Annotated in this window: 15 protein-coding genes and 2 pseudogenes; 11 read left to right on the plus strand and 6 right to left on the minus strand. The window is 48.6% G+C overall.

Going from position 1 to position 21024, the window contains the following annotated elements:
- Nucleotides 1-4 precede the first annotated feature (4 nt).
- The 5 genes and pseudogenes from tpiA to T500_RS0112330 form a co-directional block, all read right to left on the minus strand.
- Nucleotides 5-1978 (minus strand): annotated as a pseudogene (tpiA, locus tag T500_RS17020) (triose-phosphate isomerase).
- Nucleotides 1975-2541, minus strand: a complete 567-nt coding sequence (locus tag T500_RS0112315; RefSeq protein ID WP_013063675.1) for a DUF1599 domain-containing protein — start codon at nucleotides 2539-2541, stop codon at nucleotides 1975-1977. The pseudogene tpiA and the gene T500_RS0112315 overlap by 4 nt, the downstream one beginning before the upstream one ends.
- A 130-nt stretch (nucleotides 2542-2671) precedes the next feature.
- Entirely contained in the window at nucleotides 2672-3025 is a 354-nt protein-coding gene (locus T500_RS0112320; protein WP_028908364.1) for a hypothetical protein, read from the minus strand.
- The gene (locus T500_RS0112325) at nucleotides 3022-4191 is read right to left on the minus strand and encodes a glycoside hydrolase family 5 protein (RefSeq protein WP_080694888.1); all 1170 of its coding nucleotides are present in this window, start codon (nucleotides 4189-4191) and stop codon (nucleotides 3022-3024) included. Before T500_RS0112325 ends, T500_RS0112320 begins: the two co-directional genes overlap by 4 nt.
- Nucleotides 4192-4228: 37 nt before the next feature.
- A complete protein-coding gene (locus T500_RS0112330; protein WP_028908366.1) occupies nucleotides 4229-5596 on the minus strand; it encodes an alanine/glycine:cation symporter family protein in 1368 nt (455 codons plus the stop codon).
- Between the two features lie 160 nt (nucleotides 5597-5756).
- Between T500_RS0112330 and T500_RS0112335 the strand changes: the two genes are divergently transcribed.
- From T500_RS0112335 to lpxA, 10 genes and pseudogenes are all read left to right on the plus strand, one after another.
- A complete protein-coding gene (locus tag T500_RS0112335; protein ID WP_013063461.1) occupies nucleotides 5757-6035 on the plus strand; it encodes a hypothetical protein in 279 nt (92 codons plus the stop codon).
- Between the two features lie 63 nt (nucleotides 6036-6098).
- Nucleotides 6099-7538: a CCA tRNA nucleotidyltransferase gene (locus T500_RS0112340; RefSeq protein WP_028908367.1), complete on the plus strand. Its 1440-nt coding sequence runs from the start codon at nucleotides 6099-6101 to the stop codon at nucleotides 7536-7538.
- Between the two features lie 46 nt (nucleotides 7539-7584).
- A pseudogene (locus T500_RS17515) lies at nucleotides 7585-7821 on the plus strand (alpha-N-acetylglucosaminidase N-terminal domain-containing protein); the annotation flags it as partial.
- A 42-nt stretch (nucleotides 7822-7863) separates the two neighbouring features.
- A complete protein-coding gene (locus T500_RS0112345; protein ID WP_410543884.1) occupies nucleotides 7864-9810 on the plus strand; it encodes an alpha-N-acetylglucosaminidase in 1947 nt (648 codons plus the stop codon).
- Nucleotides 9800-10873 carry an acyltransferase family protein gene (locus T500_RS0112350; RefSeq protein ID WP_028908369.1) on the plus strand — a complete coding sequence of 358 codons (1074 nt, stop codon included), beginning with the start codon at nucleotides 9800-9802 and terminating at the stop codon, nucleotides 10871-10873. The genes T500_RS0112345 and T500_RS0112350 overlap by 11 nt, the downstream gene beginning before the upstream one ends.
- A 48-nt stretch (nucleotides 10874-10921) precedes the next feature.
- Nucleotides 10922-11386 (plus strand): outer membrane protein, encoded by a 465-nt coding sequence (locus T500_RS0112355; protein WP_028908370.1) that lies wholly within the window; start codon nucleotides 10922-10924, stop codon nucleotides 11384-11386.
- A gap of 173 nt (nucleotides 11387-11559) precedes the next feature.
- On the plus strand, nucleotides 11560-12735 hold the full coding sequence (locus T500_RS0112360; RefSeq protein WP_028908371.1) for an efflux RND transporter periplasmic adaptor subunit: 1176 nt from the start codon (nucleotides 11560-11562) through the stop codon (nucleotides 12733-12735).
- 31 nt (nucleotides 12736-12766) lie between these two features.
- Nucleotides 12767-16027 carry an efflux RND transporter permease subunit gene (locus T500_RS0112365; protein WP_028908372.1) on the plus strand — a complete coding sequence of 1087 codons (3261 nt, stop codon included), beginning with the start codon at nucleotides 12767-12769 and terminating at the stop codon, nucleotides 16025-16027.
- Between the two features lies 1 nt (nucleotide 16028).
- Nucleotides 16029-17408 (plus strand): efflux transporter outer membrane subunit, encoded by a 1380-nt coding sequence (locus T500_RS0112370; protein ID WP_028908373.1) that lies wholly within the window; start codon nucleotides 16029-16031, stop codon nucleotides 17406-17408.
- Between the two features lie 33 nt (nucleotides 17409-17441).
- Entirely contained in the window at nucleotides 17442-18221 is a 780-nt protein-coding gene (lpxA, locus tag T500_RS0112375) for an acyl-ACP--UDP-N-acetylglucosamine O-acyltransferase (protein ID WP_028908374.1), read from the plus strand.
- A gap of 162 nt (nucleotides 18222-18383) precedes the next feature.
- On the opposite strand, the gene T500_RS0112380 is transcribed toward lpxA, so the two are convergent.
- Entirely contained in the window at nucleotides 18384-19253 is an 870-nt protein-coding gene (locus T500_RS0112380; RefSeq protein ID WP_028908375.1) for an AraC family transcriptional regulator, read from the minus strand.
- 167 nt (nucleotides 19254-19420) lie between these two features.
- Between T500_RS0112380 and T500_RS0112385 the strand changes: the two genes are divergently transcribed.
- Nucleotides 19421-20998 carry a sodium:solute symporter gene (locus T500_RS0112385; RefSeq protein WP_028908376.1) on the plus strand — a complete coding sequence of 526 codons (1578 nt, stop codon included), beginning with the start codon at nucleotides 19421-19423 and terminating at the stop codon, nucleotides 20996-20998.
- Nucleotides 20999-21024 lie beyond the last annotated feature (26 nt).

Here is a 21024-nt window from a genome sequence, read left to right on the forward strand (position 1 = left end):
GCGATTACTTCTTCCAAGCGTCGATAATACCCTTGAAGTCGGCAGCCTTCAGTGAAGCACCACCAATCAGACCACCATCGATGTCGGGCTTAGCAAACAGCTCAGGAGCGTTGCTAGCCTTGCAGCTACCACCGTAAAGGATAGTAGTGTCGTCAGCTACTGCCTGACCATACTTCTCGGCGATGATTGAACGGATGTAAGCGTGGATCTCCTCAGCCTGCTCAGCAGTAGCGGTCTTACCAGTACCGATAGCCCAGATTGGCTCGTAGGCGATAACAATCTTACGGAAGTCCTCCTCAGAGAGGTTGAATACTGAACCCTCGAGCTCGGCCTTAACAACCTCGTTCTGCTTGCCAGCCTCGCGCTCCTCGAGTGACTCACCGATACAGAAGATAACCTTCAGATCGTTCTTCTGAGCCAGAAGCACCTTCTCCTTCAGGATCTCTGGAGTCTCCTTGTAGTACTCACGACGCTCTGAGTGACCCAGGATAACGTACTGAGCACCTGTGCTCTTTACCATCTCGGCGCTAACCTCACCAGTGAAAGCACCCTTCTCCTTGTCGGCGCAGTTCTCAGCACCCAGACCGATGATGTCCTGGTCGAGGAACTGTGCGATAGATGCGAGGTGGATGAATGGAGTGCAGATTACTACACCACAGTTTGGCTTGTCAGCCTTCAGAGTCTCGTTCAGCTCCTTTGCAAGAGCGATACCATCCTGGAGATTCATGTTCATCTTCCAGTTTCCTGCTACAATTTTCTTTCTCATAATTCTACTAAAATTTTATAATGTATAAAAAACTATTTCACTATTCACTAATCACTATTCACTGTCACTATCCTCAGTCTTTTCTCGTCTCACCCACTTGGTCCAAGCCCAGAGGCGGTCGGCAATAGTCAGGAGTACCAGCGGTAGTACAAACCACGTTAATACCCACAGTATCTTGGTGGTTACGGTCTCGGTGGGCAACTGGCCTAACTCGCTGTCTTCAAGCTTGGTGGTCAACTCCTCCTCGGTGGGCAGGTTGTTGTGGCTCCACTTGCGTATCACCTTACCATCCTTGAGCAACAGCAGTCCAGGGTTCGAGCGAATCATCGTTTTCAGCGTGATGTCGTCGGTCTGGCAGAAAGCGTATTCGGCACCTGTCAGGTCGCGCCAGCTCTCGATGGCTTTCTCGCCACTGGCTGTCAGGCAATAGAACGGATAACCGTTATCCAGACTGTACTCGTACATCTGGTTGATTTCGTCCAATCGTGAGTCGTCGGCCTGTTCCAGATGCGGGGCAACCAACAGAAAGGTGTAACCCTCGTCGGTAAGTATCTGCTCCGTCAGGTCCTCGCCATCGCTCACCTGCTCGATAAACAAATCGGTGTAGGGCGAATCCTCGCCTTCCATCATCTTTGTCCAACCCTCGCGTATGTCGGCCCCAATGTGGTAGGGACGGAAATCGAACTGGGGTAGGGTGTACAGACTCTTGCCCGAGATAAACAGCAGAATGAACACCAAGCTGTAGTTCATCACTATCCACTGATTGCTCTGACTGATGAGTCGTGCCTGCTCCAATGGCCATTTCCATACCACGATGGCTGCGCCCAGCAGTATCACGTTCTTCCACAGCGTTTGCCAGTTGGTAAGCACCAGCGCATCGCCAAAACAACCGCAATCGTGTATGGGGTTGCTCAAGGCCAGCCAGAGTGTGAGCGGTGTCATCACGGCCATGATGACCAGCACCAGCTTCGACACAATGCGACGCCTGATGGCAAACAGCAGACAGATGCCTAAGAAGAATTCGGTGGCTGCCAACAGTACCGATGAGGCCAGCGTGGTAAAGTCGGGCATCATGCGCCCTAATCCGATTGCCACCAGGTAGTCCTGTATCTTGTACTGTGTTCCCAGTGGGTCGACGGCTTTGACGAATCCTGAGAAGATAAACGTCAGTGCCAGCACTATTCGGCAGATGTTAACGGCAGCTTTCTTCATGCTGTGGCGTTATCGTCGTCCTCCGATAATTTAATTACTCCAAAGACCGCATAGTTAATGATATCCATATAATTGGCATCGATGCCCTCGCTCACGAGTGTCTCGCCCTGCAAGTTCTCGATCTCCTTGATACGTTCAATTTTTGTCAGAATCAGGTCGGTATAGCTACTAACCCTCATGCCGCGCCACGCCTCGTCGTAGTCGTGGTTCTTACGCTTCATCAGTTCCAAGGCCTCCTTGGCATGCTCGTCGTAGAGCGCCATGGCCTCGCTGTTGCTGATGTCAACCGTATCAGCAAATCCCTTAGCCAGCTGGATAAGACCTACGATGCCGTAGTTAATCAGTGCGATAAACTCCGGACGTATGCCTTCGCCCACCAGTGATTCTTTCTTAATCTCGAGCGAGCGGATGCGCTTGGCTTTGATAAACAACTGATCGGTTAATGCCGTGGGACGCAGGATGCGCCACGACGCTTTGTAGTCGTGCAGCTTCTTCTCGAACAGTGCTCTGCATTCTGCCAGAGCCTGCTCAAACTGAGCGTTTGTCTTTTCAAATTGGGTCATATCGGGTGCAAAGGTAGCAATTTTTAGTGAATAACGAATAGTGAATAGTGAAAAGTTGCTTTTTCTTCTACATTTATTAACAATGTATACACTAACAGCCTTCCACTATTCACTATTCACTTATCACTATTCACTCTTTATTTTGTTTCTTGTGTATGTACCTAATTTTCAGCCCCAAGGCTTCGTATTGGGTACGGATCGAATCGCGTTTTACGCGCAGTTGTGTCAGGGCGGTCAGCTCCTCGGGGGTAGCCTTCAGCGCCTGCTTGTGCGCCTCTACCTCCTTGGTCAACGCATCCAATTTTTGATTGGTTAACTGCAGCAAGCTGTCGGTCTTCCATAACTCGGCCTGCGCTTTCTTCAACTCGGTTTCCTGTTTCTCAACCAAAGCGGCCTTGCGGCGATTGATTTCCTGTCGGGTCTTCGTCTCGCCACAAGCCGTTAGTATCAGTATCGCCAATAAAGGCAGTATTACTTTCTTCATTCGTCTCCCAGTTTTTTGCCACTCATCAGCAACTCAACCAATGGACGGTCCTTGAAGGTGTGGCGCTGTTGATCCCAGAAACCAAAGTCGGCATCGTAGCACCAGGTTGTCCAGGCAATGTTGTACTCGTCGAATACGGTCAGCATATCGCGTGTCCAGTTGTAAGCCAACTCACGGTCCACTGGCTCGTAAACACCCCACTCACCGCAGAACAGCTGCAGGTCGTTTTTCTTGGCAGCCTCGATGGCGTCCTTGAACTGGGCACGGATGGTGTTGATGTCCCAAACCTGCTCGGTATAAGGCTTCAGCTGGTCCTTAATCTCAGCAGGAGCAGCCTCGTAATCCTCCTTCGATACCAGCACACCAGGATAGTTCACCTTGCCTTGGTACTTGCCAAGAGGTGTCCACCAAGCACCGTAGTGTGTCAGAATCATGGGGTTGTAGTAGTGGAAACTCAGAATGATGTTCTTGTCGCCCTCGGGCACCTTCAGATACTTCATGGTCTCGTGTCCCTGCCACATGTTACTACCAATAACCAGTGTACGCTGTGGCTCCAGTTCGCGCAGGGCCTTGTGTACTTTGGCAACCAGCTGGTTCCACTGCTCGTGCTCGGGTGCTACAGGCTCGTTCATGAACTCGTAGGCTACCCAGTCGGTGCTGCGGTTCTTCAAGGTGTCCGATAGCTGCTTCCACAGGTTAATCAGTCCCTGCTGCGACTCCTCTGAGGTAAACAGTGTGTTAGCGGCCTTATCGTCCTCGTTTGCTGCGTTAAAGTAGTGTGAGCGGATAATGTGCAGATCCACAATGGCGCGCAGGTTGTGCTTCTTAGCCCAGTCGAGTGCATTGTTCAGCAATCCCCAAGCCTCGGGCAGCTGCTTGCCGTCCTCGTCCCAGAACTGTACCTCGTCGATGGGAATACGTACAAAGTCGAATCCTAACTCCTCCAGACGTGCAAAGTCGTCCTCCTGAATGTGCAGGCGACGGGCCTCGCCACGCTGCTCGCTCTGCGACAGCCAGTGACTGATGTTGGTACCGCGCTTAATGCGGAAGTTGTTCACTTGCCCAGCCTGCGTCTCGTCCTGTTTCTGGGCTTTGCTTCCGCACGACGTGGTTACACACATTGCCGCAATCATAGCTACGGCCAGCATTAAAATGTTTTTTCTCATACCTTTTGTTTATTAGTTATTCACTATTCACTAATCACTATTCACTAATCACCTCTTCCATCTCATCGTCCAGACGGTTGCTCCACAGGTATTTCTTGGTTTCCTGGGCTGCCACACCGCTCAGCAGTAGCAGGGCTATCAGGTTAGGTATCGCCATCAGTGCATTCATGCAGTCGGCAATATTCCAGATAATATCCAGATTGATGATAGAGCCGAAGAAGAGGGATACGATAAACAGAATGCGGTAGAAACGGTTGGTTCTTCTGCCTTCAAGATAGTTTACGGCACTCTCGCCATAGTAGCTCCAGCCAATGATGGTGCTGAAGGCAAATGTCAGGATACCGAATGCCAACAAGGGTGCACCCACGTAGGGGATTTTCGAGAAGGCTACCTTGGTAAGTGCTGCGCCGTCGGCATAGGTAATGTCGGGGTAGGCCAGGATGCTGCTTACCAATACCAGTCCGGTGAGGGCACAGATTACTACGGTGTCCCAGAAGGTGGCTGTGCTCGACACCAAGGCCTGTCGCACGGGGTTGCGTGTCTGGGCGGCAGCTGCCACGATGGGGGCGCTACCCAGTCCGCTCTCGTTACTGAATAAACCACGGGCAATACCATAGCGGGCGGCCATCATCACTGTGGCACCCACAAATCCGCCACCTGCTGCCGATGGGTTGAAAGCCGAGTTGATAATCAGTTGGATGGCAGGCCACACGTAACTGTTGTTAATACAAAGAATGGCGATGCAGCCCAGTACATACAGCAGTGCCATGAAGGGAACCAATACTGTGCACACTTTGGCAATGGCTTTTACACCGCCTAAGATAACCAAAGCGGTGAGCAGACAAACGGTTAAACCTATAATCCAGGCAGGTACTCCGAAGGTTTCGTGTGCCAGCAGGGCGATTGAGTTGGCCTGCACGGTACAGCCGATACCAAACGAGGCCAAAGCTGTAAAAATGGCAAACAGAATGCCTAACCACTTCATACCCAAACCACGCTCCAAGGCGTACATCGGACCGCCAAGCATTCTGCCGTCGGCTGTTTTAACACGGTATTTTACGGCTAGCAGTCCCTCGGCATATTTCGTCGACATGCCGAAGAGACCAGTCAACCAGCACCACAGTACAGCACCTGGGCCGCCCAGGGCTACGGCAGTGGCCACACCTACAATGTTACCTGTACCAATGGTGGCTGCCAGTGCGGTGGCTAAGGCTCCGAACTGACTCACGTCGCCTTCGGCCTTTGAGTCTTTCTTTACGGATAGCTTGATGCCTGTAAACAGTTTGCGCTGTGGTATGCGTAACCTGAACGTCAGGAACAAGTGCGTACCAAGCAGCAGCACTATCATAGGCCATCCCCAGAGGAATGAACTCATCAGCGAAAAAAAGTCGTTAATTGGTTCCATTGGCAATGTAACTGATTTCTTGGCGCAAAGGTAGCGTTTTTGACTGATATGACAAAATAAAAGTGGCAAATTGATATCAAAATACGTAATTTTGCAAAAAAATGTTTGGCGGTTTAAATATTAATACTTATCTTTGCACCACTTAAAAAACTATACGCAAATGAAAAAGCTGTTGTTGATAGTTGCTGCGGTCCTGCTTCTTGGACTAGCTTACTACGGAGAGAAACCTCTGTTGACGCAAAACTCGTTGCCGGAAATGGAGGCGTTTTATAATGAGTCGTTGCATCTCGATCAGATGTCGGCCGATAGTGTTGAGAACTATATTATAAAGGTAAAGGGCTTTACCATTAATAAGCCTAATGCCAAATACGATCCGTTATACAGCAGTATTAAAGAAAATATTAAAAAGAAGACAAACAAGGATTATTTTATTTATTAATGCTAAAATAATTGGTGGAAAGGAAAAAAATCCGTATCTTTGCAACCTAAAAAGGTATATATAATGAATTTATATAGCGACGAGGAATTAGCAGAGATATTAAATCAGGACATCTTCCACCAAATCAGCGAGGCTGCAGATCGATTGGGTCTGGAGTGCTATGTGGTGGGCGGATATGTACGCGACATATTCCTGGAACGTCCGTCTAACGATATCGATGTGGTGGTAGTTGGCAGCGGCATCAAGGTGGCCGAGGAACTCAAGCGCATCGTAGGCAAGAAAGCACATCTTAGCGTATTTAAGAACTTTGGTACAGCCCAGGTGAAATTCTGGCAGAAGGGTACCGAATACGAGGTGGAGTTTGTGGGAGCTCGTAAGGAGAGCTACAGTCACGACTCCCGTAAACCTATTGTCGAAAACGGAACGTTGGAGGACGATCAGAACCGTCGCGATTTTACTATCAATGCCATGGCCATCTGCTTGAACAAGGATCGCTTTGGCGAGCTGGTCGACCCGTTTAATGGTTTGGCCGACTTGGAGGATGGTATCATTGCTACCCCGTTGGAGCCAGGCATCACCTTTAGCGACGACCCCTTGCGCATGATGCGATGCATCCGTTTTGCCACACAGCTTAACTTCCAGATTGAGGAGGAAACCTTTGTGGCCCTGGAGCGCATGGCCGACAGAATCAAGATTGTGAGCGGCGAGCGTATCAAGGACGAGCTTAACAAGATTATTCTTTCTAAGACACCATCGCGTGGCTTTGTAGATTTGCAGCGTTGCGGTCTGCTCAATATCATTCTGCCCGAACTGTCGGCACTCGATATCGTAGAGCAGAAGAACGGTCGTGCACACAAGAATAACTTCTATCACACCCTCGAGGTGCTGGATAATGTGGCCCAGCACTCCGACAACCTGTGGTTGCGTTGGGCAGCCCTGTTGCACGATGTGGGTAAAACCAAGTCGAAACGTTGGGATGCAGCCATCGGCTGGACCTTCCACAATCATAATTTGATAGGTGCCAAGATGGTGCCTCAGATATTCCGTCGCCTCATGTTGCCACTCGACATGAAGATGAAGTACGTGCAGAAGTTGGTGGATATGCACATGCGTCCCATCGTGATTGCCGATGAGATTGTGACCGATTCGGCTGTTCGTCGACTGATGAACGATGCGGGCGAGGATATTGAGGACCTGATGACCCTGTGCGAGGCTGATATCACCTCGAAGAACGAGGTGCGCAAAAAAATGTTCCTTGAGAATTTCCGCATGGTACGCGAAAAGTTGACCGACTTGAAGGAGAAGGACTACGTGCGCCTGTTGCAGCCTGTGATTGATGGTAACGAGATTATGGAGATGTTCCATCTGCAGCCCTGCCGCGAGGTAGGTGTGCTCAAGCAGTATCTGAAGGATGCTGTATTAGATAATAAGGTGGAGAATGAGCGCGAACCGCTCATGGCCTTGTTAATGGCAAAAGCAAAGGAAATGACACTAATTAAGTGATATGAGGAAACTACTAACTATTATCGGAATTCTGCTGTCTATGCAGATGTGGGCAAATCCTGTAGATGATTTGCTGGAAAGAATCGACAAGGGCGCTTCGGTCAAGTTTAAAACACAGCTGGTAAAGAGCGATAGGGACTTCTTTGAGCTCGACCAGGCTGGCAATAAGGTGGTTATCCGCGGTAACTCGTGGGTAAACATCGCCTCAGGACTTAACTGGTATCTGAAATATTATGCCGGTGTACACCTCTCGTGGAACCAGATGCAGGCCAAACTGCCTGCCAAGCTGCCTGCAGTAACCAAGAAGGAACGCCGCGAAACCGATTTGTCGCTGCGTTACGATTTCAACTACTGCACCTTCAGCTATTCGATGGCTTTCTGGGATTGGAAACGCTGGGAAAAGGAAATCGACTGGATGGCACTTCACGGCATCAACATGCCACTGGCTATTGTTGGCGAGGAGTGTGTATGGCGCAATATGCTGCTGAAGTTAGGCTATACCGAGAAAGAGGTGGGCGAGTTTATCGCTGGTCCAGCCTTCTTGGCTTGGTGGGAGATGAACAACCTCGAAGGGTGGGGTGGACCACTGCCTACCTCGTGGTATGCTCGTCAGGAAAAGCTGCAGAAGCAGATCCTGGCTCGCATGAAGCAGTTGGGGATGCACCCCGTACTGCCAGGCTATTGCGGTATGGTGCCCCACGACGCTAAGGAGAAGTTGGGCTTGAACGTGGCCGATGCAGGTCTGTGGAATGGTTTCCAGCGCCCTGCCAACCTGTTGCCTACCGATGCGCGATTCTCCGAAATCGCCACCTTATATTATAATGAGCTCACCAAACTGTTTGGTAAGGCCGATTACTATTCGATGGACCCCTTCCACGAGAGTAACGACGATCCAAATATCGATTATGCTAAAGCCGGTCAGGCCATGATGCAGGCCATGAAGCGTGTTAATCCCAAGGCCGTTTGGGTGATTCAGGGTTGGACCGAGAATCCTCGCGAGGCCATGGTGGACGATATGAAGACTGGCGACCTGCTGGTGCTCGACCTCTTCTCGGAGTGTCGCCCCATGTTCGGTATCCCCAGCATCTGGAAGCGTGAGCAGGGTTACAAGCAGCACCAGTGGCTGTTCTGTCTGCTCGAGAACTTCGGTGCTAACGTAGGTTTGCACGGACGTATGGATCAGTTGCTTAGCAATTTTTATTCTTCGAAGAAAAATTGCAAGGGCATCGGCTTCACCATGGAGGGTTCGGAGAACAATCCTGTGATGTTCGAGTTGATGAGCGAGCTGCCTTGGCGCCCCGAGAAGTTTACCAAGGAGCAGTGGGTTAAGAACTATGTGAAGGCACGCTATGGCGTAGAGGATGAGGCTATCGAGAAGGCTTGGCTTGTTCTGGCCAAGAGTATCTACAACTGTCCTGCAGGCAACAACCAGCAGGGCCCTCACGAGAGCATCTTCTGCGGACGTCCCACACTCAACAACTTCCAGGCATCAAGCTGGTCGAAGATGAAGAACTACTACGACCCGGCGATGACCAAGGAGGCAGCCAAGCTGATGAACAGCGTGGCCGAGAAATATTGTGGTAATGACCGCTCGGCTATGCCGCTCTCAGGAAGAGAGAATTTTGAATACGATCTGGTGGATATCACCCGTCAGGCTCTGGCCGATCAGGCACGCTTGCAGTACCAGAAGACCATTGCCGATTACAAGGCTTTCAGTCGTAAGCAGTTCGATCGCGATGCCGACCGTTTCTTAAAGATGCTGCTTCTGCAGGATAAGCTGCTGGGCACCCGCACCGAGTTCCGTGTTGGTCATTGGACTCAGGATGCCGTGAATGCCGGAAACACCGCCGAGGAGAAAAAACTATATGAATGGAACGCGCGCGTACAGATTACTACCTGGGGTAACCGTTACTGTGCCGATACAGGTGGTTTGCGCGACTATGCCCATAAGGAGTGGCAGGGACTGCTGAAGGACTTCTACTATGTACGTTGGAAGTCGTACTTCGATGCCCTGGCAGCCCAGATGAAGGCTCAGACTGCCCCACAGCCCGAGTTGTTGGGTGGCGGTCCGAATGCTACTAAGACTGCTGCCGAGCTGTTTGCTATGGCATTGCCTCAGGAGGTAAAGCTCGACTACTACGCCATGGAAGAGCCCTGGACGTTGGATCAGACACCATACTCAGCAGCCCCCGAAGGTTCACCCGTAGATGTAGCCAAAGAGGTGATAGATTTTATGTTCAATGGTCAATGTTCAATGGGCAATGGAAAGTAAGCGATTATTAAGTCTCGACATACTGCGCGGCATTACCGTGGCAGGCATGATATTGGTGAACAACGGCTGGGGCGAGAGCTTCGAGATGTTGCGCCACTCTAAGTGGAACGGTATGACCCCCTGCGACCTGGTGTTTCCCTTCTTCCTGTTTATCATGGGTATCTCGTGCTATCTCTCGCTGGTAAAGTCGGAGTTCAAGCCAACCCCACAGGTCATCCGTCGCATTGTTAAGCGTACGGTGCTGCTGTTTGCTATCGGCTTGTTTATCAACTGGTTCGACCATGCCATCGAGGGCGACCTGCTGTGTTTTGGTCATCTGCGCATCTGGGCGGTAATGCAGCGTATTGCCTTGTGCTATGGTATCGTGTCGCTGTTTGCGCTGTTCTGTAACCATAAGTACACCCTGCCCGTGATTGGTGGTTTGTTAGCCATCTATACCGCCATCCTGATTCTGGGTAATGGCTATGCCGAGGATGCTAACGTGAACTTTTTGGCGCAAGCCGACTTAAAGTTGTTTGGCTACGATCATATCTATCATAAAAGTCCGGTTGACCCCGAGGGCTTGGTGGGTACCATCTCATCGGTAGCCCATGTACTGTTGGGCTTCTATTGTGGCATGCTGATTCGCAAGCGTGAAACGGTTGAACAGAAGGTGATTGCCCTGTTTGTGGTAGGTGCAGTATGTGTGATTGGCGGCTACCTTCTCAGCTATGGTCTGCCTCTTAACAAGCGCATCTGGAGTCCCAGCTACGTGCTCATGACGTGCGGTTTGGCTTCGCTGCTGCAGGCCCTGCTGATGTATGTGATCGACATACAGAAGAAGAGCGGTTGGACCACATTCTTCCACGTGTTTGGTGTGAATGCGCTGGCCCTGTATGTGTCGAGCGAACTGTTGGCTATTCTGTTGAAAAATATCGAAGTATCCGAAATGGTATATAATGGCATTCATGCGGTGATTGCGCCACTCAAGTGGGCATCGTTCGCATACGCTGTTTACTTTGTACTCCTGAATTTTGCCATCGGCTACGTGCTGTATAGAAAGAAGATCTATATCAAACTTTGATATATGTGTATTTTGTATTATTAATTTAATTCTTAAAAGACAAAAGTTATGAAAAAGATTGTAATGGGAATCTGTGCTTTGATGCTTAGTGTGGCATCGTATGCACAAGTTGGTAAGACCACTATCAGCGGTCATTTCAATTACTTGCTCGACTCACCTAACAATTGTGGTATCGGTGCCAACATTGGCTATGAGTTTGCTGAGAATGTTCGTGGTGTCGCTCAGTTCGACTACTACTTCAACAAGGATCACGTGAGCATGTGGAACCCCAATATCAATGTAGAGTACCTGTTCCATATTTCTAACAGCAAGTTTACCGTTTATCCTCTGGCAGGTTTGAACGTAATGGGTTGGAGCTACGATGAGGGTAGCGATTCTAAGCTGGGCCTGAACATCGGTTGCGGTATGGAGTACCCTCTCAATGCCAATCTTTCGTTTAAGTGCGAGTACTGCTACAAAACTCAGTACGATGGTCATAGCACACTGAACGTTGGTTTGGTATTCCCATTCTAAATGTTAAAAAATGCGTTGCTCTATAGACTATAGGCAATAAACGTTAAAAGTTTATTCAGAAGAATATATCGTAAGATATAATTTTCGTATCTTTGCAACCCGAAAACCCCGCGTAATGCGCAAAGTTTTCGGGTTGAATTGTGTTTGGATTAAATTAGATACAAAGAGATAGTATGAAAAAAAGAATGTTTTTGGTAATGACCGCAGCATCGCTGATCTTGTCATCATGCGGTGGTGGCGGTGGTCGCCCCCAGTTTGGCGACAACGAGTATCCTGTAACAACTGTAGGTACTCAGAGTTCTGAAACTCAGACCACTTATCCTGCAACTATCAAGGGTGTACAGGATGTACAGATTAGTCCTAAGGTAGCTGGATTCATTACTCAGATTAATGTGAAGGAAGGTCAGACAGTTAGCGCCGGACAGGTGCTGTTTGTGATTGATAACGTAACTTACCAGGCCCAGGTACGCCAGTCGCAGGCCAGCGTTAATACCGCTAAGGCTTCGCTCAATACAGCCAAGTTGAGCTATGAGAACGCTCAGAAGTTGCATGAGAATGGCGTGATTGGTGACTTTGAGTTGCAGCAGGCCACCAACCAGTACGAGCAGGCTAAGGCCACTGTAGCTCAGGCCGAGGCTTTGCTGGCATCGAATAAGGAGATGCTGAGCTTCTGCTATGTAAAGAGCCCTGCTGCTGGTGTAGTAGGTACCCTGCCATATAAGGTAGGTGCACTGGTTAGCACAGGTAACGTGCTCACTACCGTGTCAAACAACTCTGCCATGGAGGTTTACTTCTCGGTAACAGAGAAGGATGCCCTCGAGATGAGCAAGGGCGAGGGTGGTCAGAACGCTGCCGTATCAAAGTTCCCACCAGTTAAGCTGAAGTTGGCCGATGGTACTTTGTATAATCTGGATGGTACTGTAACCAAGATGAGTGGTGTGATCGACGCTGCTACCGGTTCGGTACAGATGATTGCCCTGTTCCAGAATCCTCAGCGCGTGCTCAAGAGTGGTGGCTCAGGTGCTATCGTGATTCCTCACAGCAATTCGTCGGCCATCATCGTCCCACAGTCGGCTGTATCCGAGGTTCAGAACAAGAAGTTCGTTTACCTGCTGGGTGCCGACAACAAGGTGAAGTATAGCGAGATTCAGGTTGCTCCACAGAACGATGGTATGAACTACATTGTAACAGGTGGATTGAAGACTGGCGACAAGTATGTGACCAATGGTATCACCAAACTGTCCGACGGTATGGAGATTGTGCCCATCACCCCAGAGCGCTATCAGCAGAAGATCGACGAGCAGGCTAAGGCTATGACTGCCGGCGACATCGTTGGTGCTATGAAGTAATTATGAGTTAAGAATTAAGAGTTAAGAAATAATGACTTTTACGAATTTTATAAAACGCCCGGTACTGTCAACGGTGATCTCTATCCTCATCGTGCTGCTGGGTTTCATCGGACTGGTCTCGCTTCCTATCGAGCAGTATCCGAATATTGCGCCGCCTAACATCGTGGTCATGGGTAGCTACCCAGGTGCCGATGCCGAGACGGTGAAGAATGCCGTGGTTACGCCACTTGAGGAGAGTATCAACGGTGTTGAGGGAATGGATTATATTACCTCAACAGCATCACCAGGTTCGGCTATGATTCAGGTGATGTTCCGTCAGGGTATGAATCCGGATATGTGTGCCGTAAACGTACAGAACCGTGTGAGCCAGGCTCAGGCCCTGCTGCCTTCCGAGGTTGTTCAGATTGGTGTGCGTGTGGTAAAGCGTCAGTCGTCACAGGTTATCATGTACTCGCTCACCTCCGACGGACGTTACGACGATGAGTTCCTGACCAACTATAACGCCATCAACATCGTTCCTGCGCTGAAGCGTATCGAGGGTGTGGGTGATGCTTCTGGATTCAGCTCTAAGACCTACGCCATGCGTATATGGCTGAAGCCTGATGTAATGAAGCAGCACAGCCTGATTCCATCGGATATCACCGCTGCGCTGGCCGAGCAGAACATCGAGGCTGCTCCTGGTAAGTTTGGTGAGCAGGCTAAAAATGTGGCTTACGAGTATTCTATGCGATATACCGGTAGATTCCGTACTGCCGAGGAGTTCGGTAACATTATTATTAAGAGTGATGCTAACGGACAGACACTGAAACTGAAGGATCTGGCTAAGATCGAGCTGGGTGGTGAAGGCTACTCGGTATCGATGAAGAACAATGGTGTACCTTCGGTAATGACCATGGTACAGCAGGTGGCTGGTTCGAATGCTAACGAGATTGCCAAGCAGGTAAAGGCCGAGCTTGAATCGCAGCAGAAGCTGATGCCCCCAGGTATGGAGGTTAAGATCAACTACGATGTAACCGAGTTCCTTTATGCGTCAATCGAGGAGGTTGTATTCACCCTCTTCATGACATTGGCACTGGTGTTCTTCGTGGTATATATCTTCCTGCAGGATATGCGTTCTACACTCATCCCATTGATTGCCGTGCCAGTATCACTGGTAGGTACATTCTTCTTCCTGAATGTGATGGGATTCTCAATCAACCTGCTGGTACTCTCAGCCTTGCTGCTGGCCATCGCCATTGTGGTTGACGATGCCATCGTAGTTGTCGAGGCTGTGCATGCTAAGCTCGATCAGGGTTATAAGTCGTCGCTTACCGCCTCTATCGATGCCATGAATGAAATCTCGGGCGCTATCATCTCTATTACTCTGGTAATGGCAGCTGTGTTCGTGCCTGTATCATTCATCGGTGGTACTTCGGGTACCTTCTATCGCGAGTTCGGTGTAACCATGGCTATCAGTATTATCATCTCGGCTGTTAACGCCTTGACACTGTCGCCAGCCCTGTGTGCTGTGTTCCTGAAGCCTCATGATAAGGATGGTCACGAAGTGAAGATGTCGCGCGTGGATCGTTTCCACCAGTCGTTCAACGTGGCTTTCGAGACCACTACCAATAAATATCGTGGTATCCTTGAGAAACTGGTGCGCAAGCCTTTGGCTATCATCGGTACCGTGGTTGTTGGTATCGCCATCCTGGTAGTTACCTTGGTTACCACCAAGACCGGTCTGGTGCCCGATGAGGATACTGGTACACTGTTCTGTACCATCTCTATGCCTCCTGCCACTTCCGAGGCTCGTACCAAAGAGGTCGTGCTGCAGGTAGATTCTATCCTGTCGCAGATTCCTGCCATTAAGAACCGTGAGATGGTGCAGGGTTATAACTTTATCGCAGGTGCTGGTTCCGACCAGGGTACATTCATCATCAAGCTGAAGCCATTCGGTGAGCGTCAGAAGGGATTCTGGTGGAAGCTCGCTGGCTTATGGGAGGGTGATGGTATCTATCGATTCTTCATCAACCCCTACGATGCAACAGGTGTGATTGCCCAGATCTTTATCAAGACAGCGCATATCAAGGATGCACAGATTCTGGCTTTCTCACCCCCAATGATTCCTGGCTTCTCTGCTAACTCGGGTATCTCGCTGGTTATGCAGGACCGTACCGGTGGCGACCTGAACAAGTTCTTCGGTATCGTGAAGGACTTCCTGGCCGAGCTCAACAAGCGTCCTGAGTTCCAGTCGGCACAAACCTCTTACAACCCTGGCTATCCTCAGTACATGGTTCATGTGGATGTAGCTAAGTGTAAGCAGAGTGGCATCTCGCCAACAGCTGTGCTCAGCACCCTGCAGGGATACTTTGGCGGACTGTATGGTTCTAACTTCAACTCGTTCGGTAAGCTCTATAAGGTAATGATCCAGGGCTCGCCCGAGACACGTATGACTCCCGAGTCGCTTAATAGTATATATGTACGCACACCTTCGGGCATGTCGCCTGTTAAGGAGTTCTGTAACTTGGAGCGTGTATATGGCCCATTGAACATCAACCGCTTCAACCTGTTCACCTCTATCAACGTAACAGGTACAGTGGCTGATGGCTATTCTACCGGTGAGGCGCTGAAGGCTATCGACGAGGTGGCTGCTACAATGCTGCCCAGTGGTTATACCTACGACTATTCAGGTCTGACCCGTGAGGAGGCTAAGGCTTCCGACACCACAGGTATCATCTTCCTGCTGTGTTTCATCTTTATCTACCTCATTCTGTCGGCACAGTACGAGTCGTACATCCTGCCACTGTCGGTAGTACTCTCTGTTCCATTCGGATTGGCTGGTTGCTTCTTGTTCACCAACCTGTTTGGTCATGCCAACGATATCTACATGCAGATCTCACTCATCATGCTGATTGGTCTGTTGGCTAAGAACGCCATTCTGATTGTACAGTTCGCACTCGAGCGCCGTCAAACAGGTATGGCCATCACGTGGTCGGCTGTTCTTGGTGCTGCTGCTCGTCTGCGTCCTATCCTCATGACCTCACTGGCCATGGTTATCGGTCTGCTGCCAATGATGTTTGCCAGCGGTGTTGGTAAGAATGGTAACCAGACGTTGGGTGCTGCTGCCGTAGGTGGTATGTTAATCGGTACTATCCTGCAGCTGTTCGTTGTGCCCACACTGTTCGTTATCTTCCAGACGCTACAGGAGAAGATTAGTCCGATTAAGTTCGAGGACGAGGAGAATCCTGAGGTTGCAGCCGAGCTGGCTCAGTATGCACATAAAAAATCAGAAGATTATGAATTGGAGAAGTAATATGAAGAAACTCATGATATGCATGTCTGCAGCTTTGATGCTGACAAGCTGCGGACTCTATAATAAATACGAGCGCCCCGAGGTGGACACCAAGGGATTGATTCGCGACACTCAGTCGCTGACCGATACTTTGGCTGTACAGGATACCACCACCTTTGGCAATATGCCTTGGCGCTCGGTATTCACCGATCCACAGTTGCAGGCACTCATCCAGCAAGGTCTCGATAACAATCCCGACCTGCTGAATGCCGCCCTCAACGTGCAGATGGTTAACGAGGCACTCAAGGTGGCCAAGCTGGCCTTCCTGCCCTCAGTAGCAGTAAGTCCACAGGGTTCACTCACCTCGTTCGATGGTGCTGCAGCTACCAAGTCGTACTCACTGCCCATCTCGGCCAGCTGGAATGTCGATCTGTTCGGCAATCTGCTCAGTGCTAAGCGCTCGGCCCAGATGCAGCTCATCGCTACTAAGGATTACCAGACGGTAGTAAAGACCAACGTCATCTCTACCATCGCCAACCTGTATTACACCCTGCTCATGATCGATCGCCAGATGGAGATTGTTACCGATATGGAGCAGCTCACCAAGGAGACTTGGGAGAAGATGCAGTTTATGCACGAGAACCGCGCAGGCTATCGCTCTACAGCCGTTCAGAGTGCCGAGGCTGCCTACTATCAGGTACAGAGTCAGCGTGTAGATCTGGAGCGCCAGCTGCGTGAGACCGAGAATTCGCTCTCGCTGTTGCTGGGTCAGCCTGGTCAGGCCATCGCCCGTGGCAAGTTCGCTGGTCAGTCGCTGCCAACCGACCTCTCGACAGGTGTAGGTATCCAGATGCTGGCTAACCGTGCCGATGTGCACCAGTATGAGATGTCGCTTGCTCAGTGCTTCTACGATGTGGAGACGGCCCGTAGCCGTTTCTATCCCAGCATTAGCATCACTGGTACAGCAGCCTTTACCAACAATAGTGGTACAATCAATCCAGGTAAGTGGTTGCTCTCGGCTGTTGGCTCGCTCACTCAGCCCATCTTCCAGCACGGACAGATTGTGGCAGGTCTTAAGGTGGCCAAGATGCAGTACGAGCAGGCTTACAACAAGTGGCAGAACGCTATCTACAAGGCAGGTAACGAGGTGTCGAATGCCCTCGTAGCCTACAACTCTTACAGTCAGAAGGCCGAGCTCGATGGCAAGCGTGTAGAGGTTCTCAAGAAGAATGTCGAGGACACCAAACGTTTGATGGAGTCGTCAAGCAACACCACCTATCTCGAGGTGATTACCGCTCAGAGCAATCTGCTGAATGCCGAGATTAGCGAGGTTACCGACCAGCTCTCAAAAATGCAGGCTGTAGTAAGCCTCTATCAGGCCCTCGGTGGCGGCGCCAATTAATAGTGAATAACGATTAACGAATAGTGAATAGTTATGGCAAGTGAAATAAGTCCAAAAGCCGAGATTAGCCCAAAGGCCAAGATTGGCGACAACTGTAAGATATTCCCCTTTGTGTATATCGAGGACGATGTGGTGATTGGTGACAACTGTATCATCTTCCCCTTCGTTAGCATCTGCGACGGCTCGCGCATCGGTAAGAACAATAAAATCCATCAGGGCTCGGTGATTGCTGCCCTGCCACAGGATTTTAACTTCCGTGGTGCCAAGTCGTATGTTGAGATAGGCGATAACAATGTCATCCGCGAGAACGTGGTTATCAACCGCGGTACCAACAAGGATGGTGTTACCAAGATTGGTAATCACAACTTCCTGCTCGAGGGTACCCACATCAGCCACGATACCGTGGTGGGCGATAACTGCGTGTTTGGCTATGGTACTAAGATAGCAGGCGACTGCGAGATTGGTAACGGTGTTATCTTCTCGTCGGGTGCCATCCAGAATGCCAACACCCGTGCTGGCGACCTCTCGCTCATCCAGGCTGGTTGCACCTTCTCTCACGATGTGCCTCCTTACGTAATTGCCGGTGGTTCGCCCATGGAATATGGCGGTCCTAACACCACTGTGATGAACTACGCCGAGATCGACCCAAAGGTTCAGAAGCATATTGCCAATGCCTACCGTTTGTTGTTCCATGGTAAGACGAGTGTGTTCGATGTGATTAATCAGATTAAGGAACAGGTGCCCGACGGTCCCGAAATCCGCAATATCATCACATTCCTCGAGAATACCAAACGCGGTATCATGTGTAAATAAACAATCCAAATAAATTGAGGGTGTGTCAGCGTTCTGACACACCCTCTTTTTAACTAACCAATTATCAATTACGTACCAAAAATGAATCTGGCGGCAAAGGTATACATATTGTGCTTAATATCATTGCTAAATCGTGTTGAATCATTTTAAAAAATTGAAAGGCTAATATTTTATGAGCATTTGGTTCATCATGATCCGGTATTCATTAGGAGTAATTCCCTTTCGTTTTTTAAACATTCGGATGAAGTTCGATAGATTGTTGAAGCCGCTTGAATAGCATATCTCGGCTACATTATTACTGGTTTCGGCTAGTAACTTACAAGCAATGGCTATTCTTTGGTTGTTAAGGTAGTCAATAAAAGTGCCTCCTGTTTTCTTTTTGAAGAAATGACTGAAAGCAGATTCCGACATGCCAACCAATGATGCAACTTCGGATAGTGATATCGCATCGTAGTGTTTCTTCTCCATATAATCGCATACTTTGGCAATTCGTCGGCTCTTCGAGGTTGTCAATACAGCTGATGCATTGTATTGATTGCTAGTGAGTACGGAATAGTCAGCACAGGCTAGATCATAGAGAATCGAGAAAAACTCAAGTACCGATTGAAAGCCTTTTGTTTGTGTCAGATGAATGATTTTGTCTCTTATTGCTTCTGTTGACTTCTTGGAAAAATACAATCCATGTTGAGCATCGGATAGTAATTGTTTGATTGGTGCAAATAGACGTTTTTTCATAATAGGAAAGTCATTGAGCCCTTCAGTAAATTGTATTGTAATAACATGGTTACCCTCTACTACCTCACCCCTCCAGGCGTGGAGAACATTAGGACCTGTCATTACCAGATCTAATTCATCAAACTGACGCACCGAATCGCCAACTACTCGCTCCCCGTGCGTGTTCATTACTAAATTAATCTCATATTCAGAATGGTAATGTACAGGATAGTCAAACTTTGCATTGGGGTGATTTAGTACCACAAATAAGTCTTCATCTGCGATTGGGATAATCTCTTTTTGAAAGTCTTTGAGCATAGAGTAATAGTTTTTTGATTTTCTGCTGCAAAAATATGAATTATTTGTGAACAAACAATGAATAGTTCAAAAAAGTATAATCATTGAGCGGAATTTGATATCAAGAATTGCAAATTAATAGATAATTTTGCACCCAGAAACATCAAATAAATATAGTTTGCCATAATATGGAGCATTTTACTATCAGTTGGGTTGATATCACTATCGTTATCGCTTATATGTCGGTGATTGTGTGGTGGGGACTGAAAAACGGAAAGAGCAGTGATTCTCAATCCTATTTTCTAGGTGGTCGCGGTATGTCTTGGTGGATGGTAGGTTTGTCGCTATTTGCTGCAAGCATATCAAGTACAACATTGATTGGTCAGTCGGGCGATTCATATGCTACAGGTCTGGCAGTGTTCAATTATAACCTTACAGGCGTATTGGTGATGGTCTTCTTCGCCATATTCTTGCTGCCATTGTATCTCAAATCGCATATTTTTACCATACCAGAGTTTCTTGAAAAACGTTTTGATAGTCGCTCTCGTTATTATTTTTCTGGTATTTGTATCATAGGTAACATATTTCTTGATGCCGCAGGTGCACTTTATGCTGCTGCTTTGATTATTAAACTGGTTTATCCCGAGGCCGACATGCAGACTCTTGTCATTGTCTTTGCCTTGATATGTGCCTCGTATACCATTCCTGGCGGTTTGTCTTCGGCAATTAATGCCGAACTGATTCAGGCTATTATTCTGATTTTAGGTTCAATTGTACTAACTGTCATCTGTTTTGAAAGGGGAGGGGATTATTTCCTGGATTTGTATGAAAACCATGATATAATGGCCAAGTTGATTCGTCCTGTTGATGACATTTCTACGCCATGGCCTGGTCTCATTGTTGGTATGCCTATTCTTGGATTGTATTTCTGGGCCAACAACCAAACGCTGGTACAACGTGTGTTGAGTTCAAAGAGCATTGATCAAGGGCGTAAAGGCGTGCTTCTGGCAGGTTTCTTTACTTTGATAACGCTATTTATTATAGCCATTCCTGGCTTGATAGCTCGAGATTTATTCCCTGGTTTGGAATCACCTGATATGGTTTATCCTAATATGGTTTTAAAGTTGGCACCAGCAGGTCTTCTTGGCGTGATGCTTGCTGCGTTACTATCTGCTCTTACATCAACATTGAGTGCCATCTTTAATTCTGCATCAACGTTGTTTACGATGGACTTTTACGCTAAATTTGTTCCCCATGCATCATCTAAGCAGTTGGTTGTGGTAGGCAAGATTGTTTCGTGCGTTATCATGGTGATTGCTGCTATTTGGGCTCCGCAGATAGGTAAATTCGGGTCGTTGCTGAAGTACTATCAGGAAATGCTTTCGTATATTGCACCGCCTATAGTGGCAACATTCCTGCTCGGTGTTTTTTGTAAACGCATTAATGGCTCAGGTGCTTTTATCGGCTTGCTTTTTGGTTTGGGAATGGCTGTCGTGATGCTGTTCTATAAAACTGAGATATTCGGGCATCTTCACTTCCTGTTGATTGTTCCTTTCTTATTTGTAGCCAGTGCTGTTGTTACGTATGTTGCTAGTCTGTGCTTTGTCAAGCCATATACAAGTAAGTTGCAGGATACCACGTTCTCAATGCATGATTTCAGATTTGAGTTAGCTACAGCTTATACTAAACCTTGGTATGATAATTATTTCAATGCAGCTTTGATTCTGGTGGTGTGTTGTTTTGTTGTATTGTATGTTTTTGCATAAATGACATATTAATAAAGTAATATAAA

The organism is Xylanibacter ruminicola Ga6B6 (genome assembly GCF_000687715.1).
Classification (GTDB): domain Bacteria; phylum Bacteroidota; class Bacteroidia; order Bacteroidales; family Bacteroidaceae; genus Prevotella; species Prevotella ruminicola_B.

Coding starts and splice junctions, on each gene's coding strand:
- T500_RS0112315 (WP_013063675.1), bottom strand. CDS start 2,541: ATGACCCAATTTGAAAAGACAAACGCTCAGTTTGAGCAGGCTCTGGCA.
- T500_RS0112320 (WP_028908364.1), bottom strand. CDS start 3,025: ATGAAGAAAGTAATACTGCCTTTATTGGCGATACTGATACTAACGGCT.
- T500_RS0112325 (WP_080694888.1), bottom strand. CDS start 4,191: ATGAGAAAAAACATTTTAATGCTGGCCGTAGCTATGATTGCGGCAATG.
- T500_RS0112330 (WP_028908366.1), bottom strand. CDS start 5,596: ATGGAACCAATTAACGACTTTTTTTCGCTGATGAGTTCATTCCTCTGG.
- T500_RS0112335 (WP_013063461.1), top strand. CDS start 5,757: ATGAAAAAGCTGTTGTTGATAGTTGCTGCGGTCCTGCTTCTTGGACTA.
- T500_RS0112340 (WP_028908367.1), top strand. CDS start 6,099: ATGAATTTATATAGCGACGAGGAATTAGCAGAGATATTAAATCAGGAC.
- T500_RS0112350 (WP_028908369.1), top strand. CDS start 9,800: ATGGAAAGTAAGCGATTATTAAGTCTCGACATACTGCGCGGCATTACC.
- T500_RS0112355 (WP_028908370.1), top strand. CDS start 10,922: ATGAAAAAGATTGTAATGGGAATCTGTGCTTTGATGCTTAGTGTGGCA.
- T500_RS0112360 (WP_028908371.1), top strand. CDS start 11,560: ATGAAAAAAAGAATGTTTTTGGTAATGACCGCAGCATCGCTGATCTTG.
- T500_RS0112365 (WP_028908372.1), top strand. CDS start 12,767: ATGACTTTTACGAATTTTATAAAACGCCCGGTACTGTCAACGGTGATC.
- T500_RS0112370 (WP_028908373.1), top strand. CDS start 16,029: ATGAAGAAACTCATGATATGCATGTCTGCAGCTTTGATGCTGACAAGC.
- lpxA (WP_028908374.1), top strand. CDS start 17,442: ATGGCAAGTGAAATAAGTCCAAAAGCCGAGATTAGCCCAAAGGCCAAG.
- T500_RS0112380 (WP_028908375.1), bottom strand. CDS start 19,253: ATGCTCAAAGACTTTCAAAAAGAGATTATCCCAATCGCAGATGAAGAC.
- T500_RS0112385 (WP_028908376.1), top strand. CDS start 19,421: ATGGAGCATTTTACTATCAGTTGGGTTGATATCACTATCGTTATCGCT.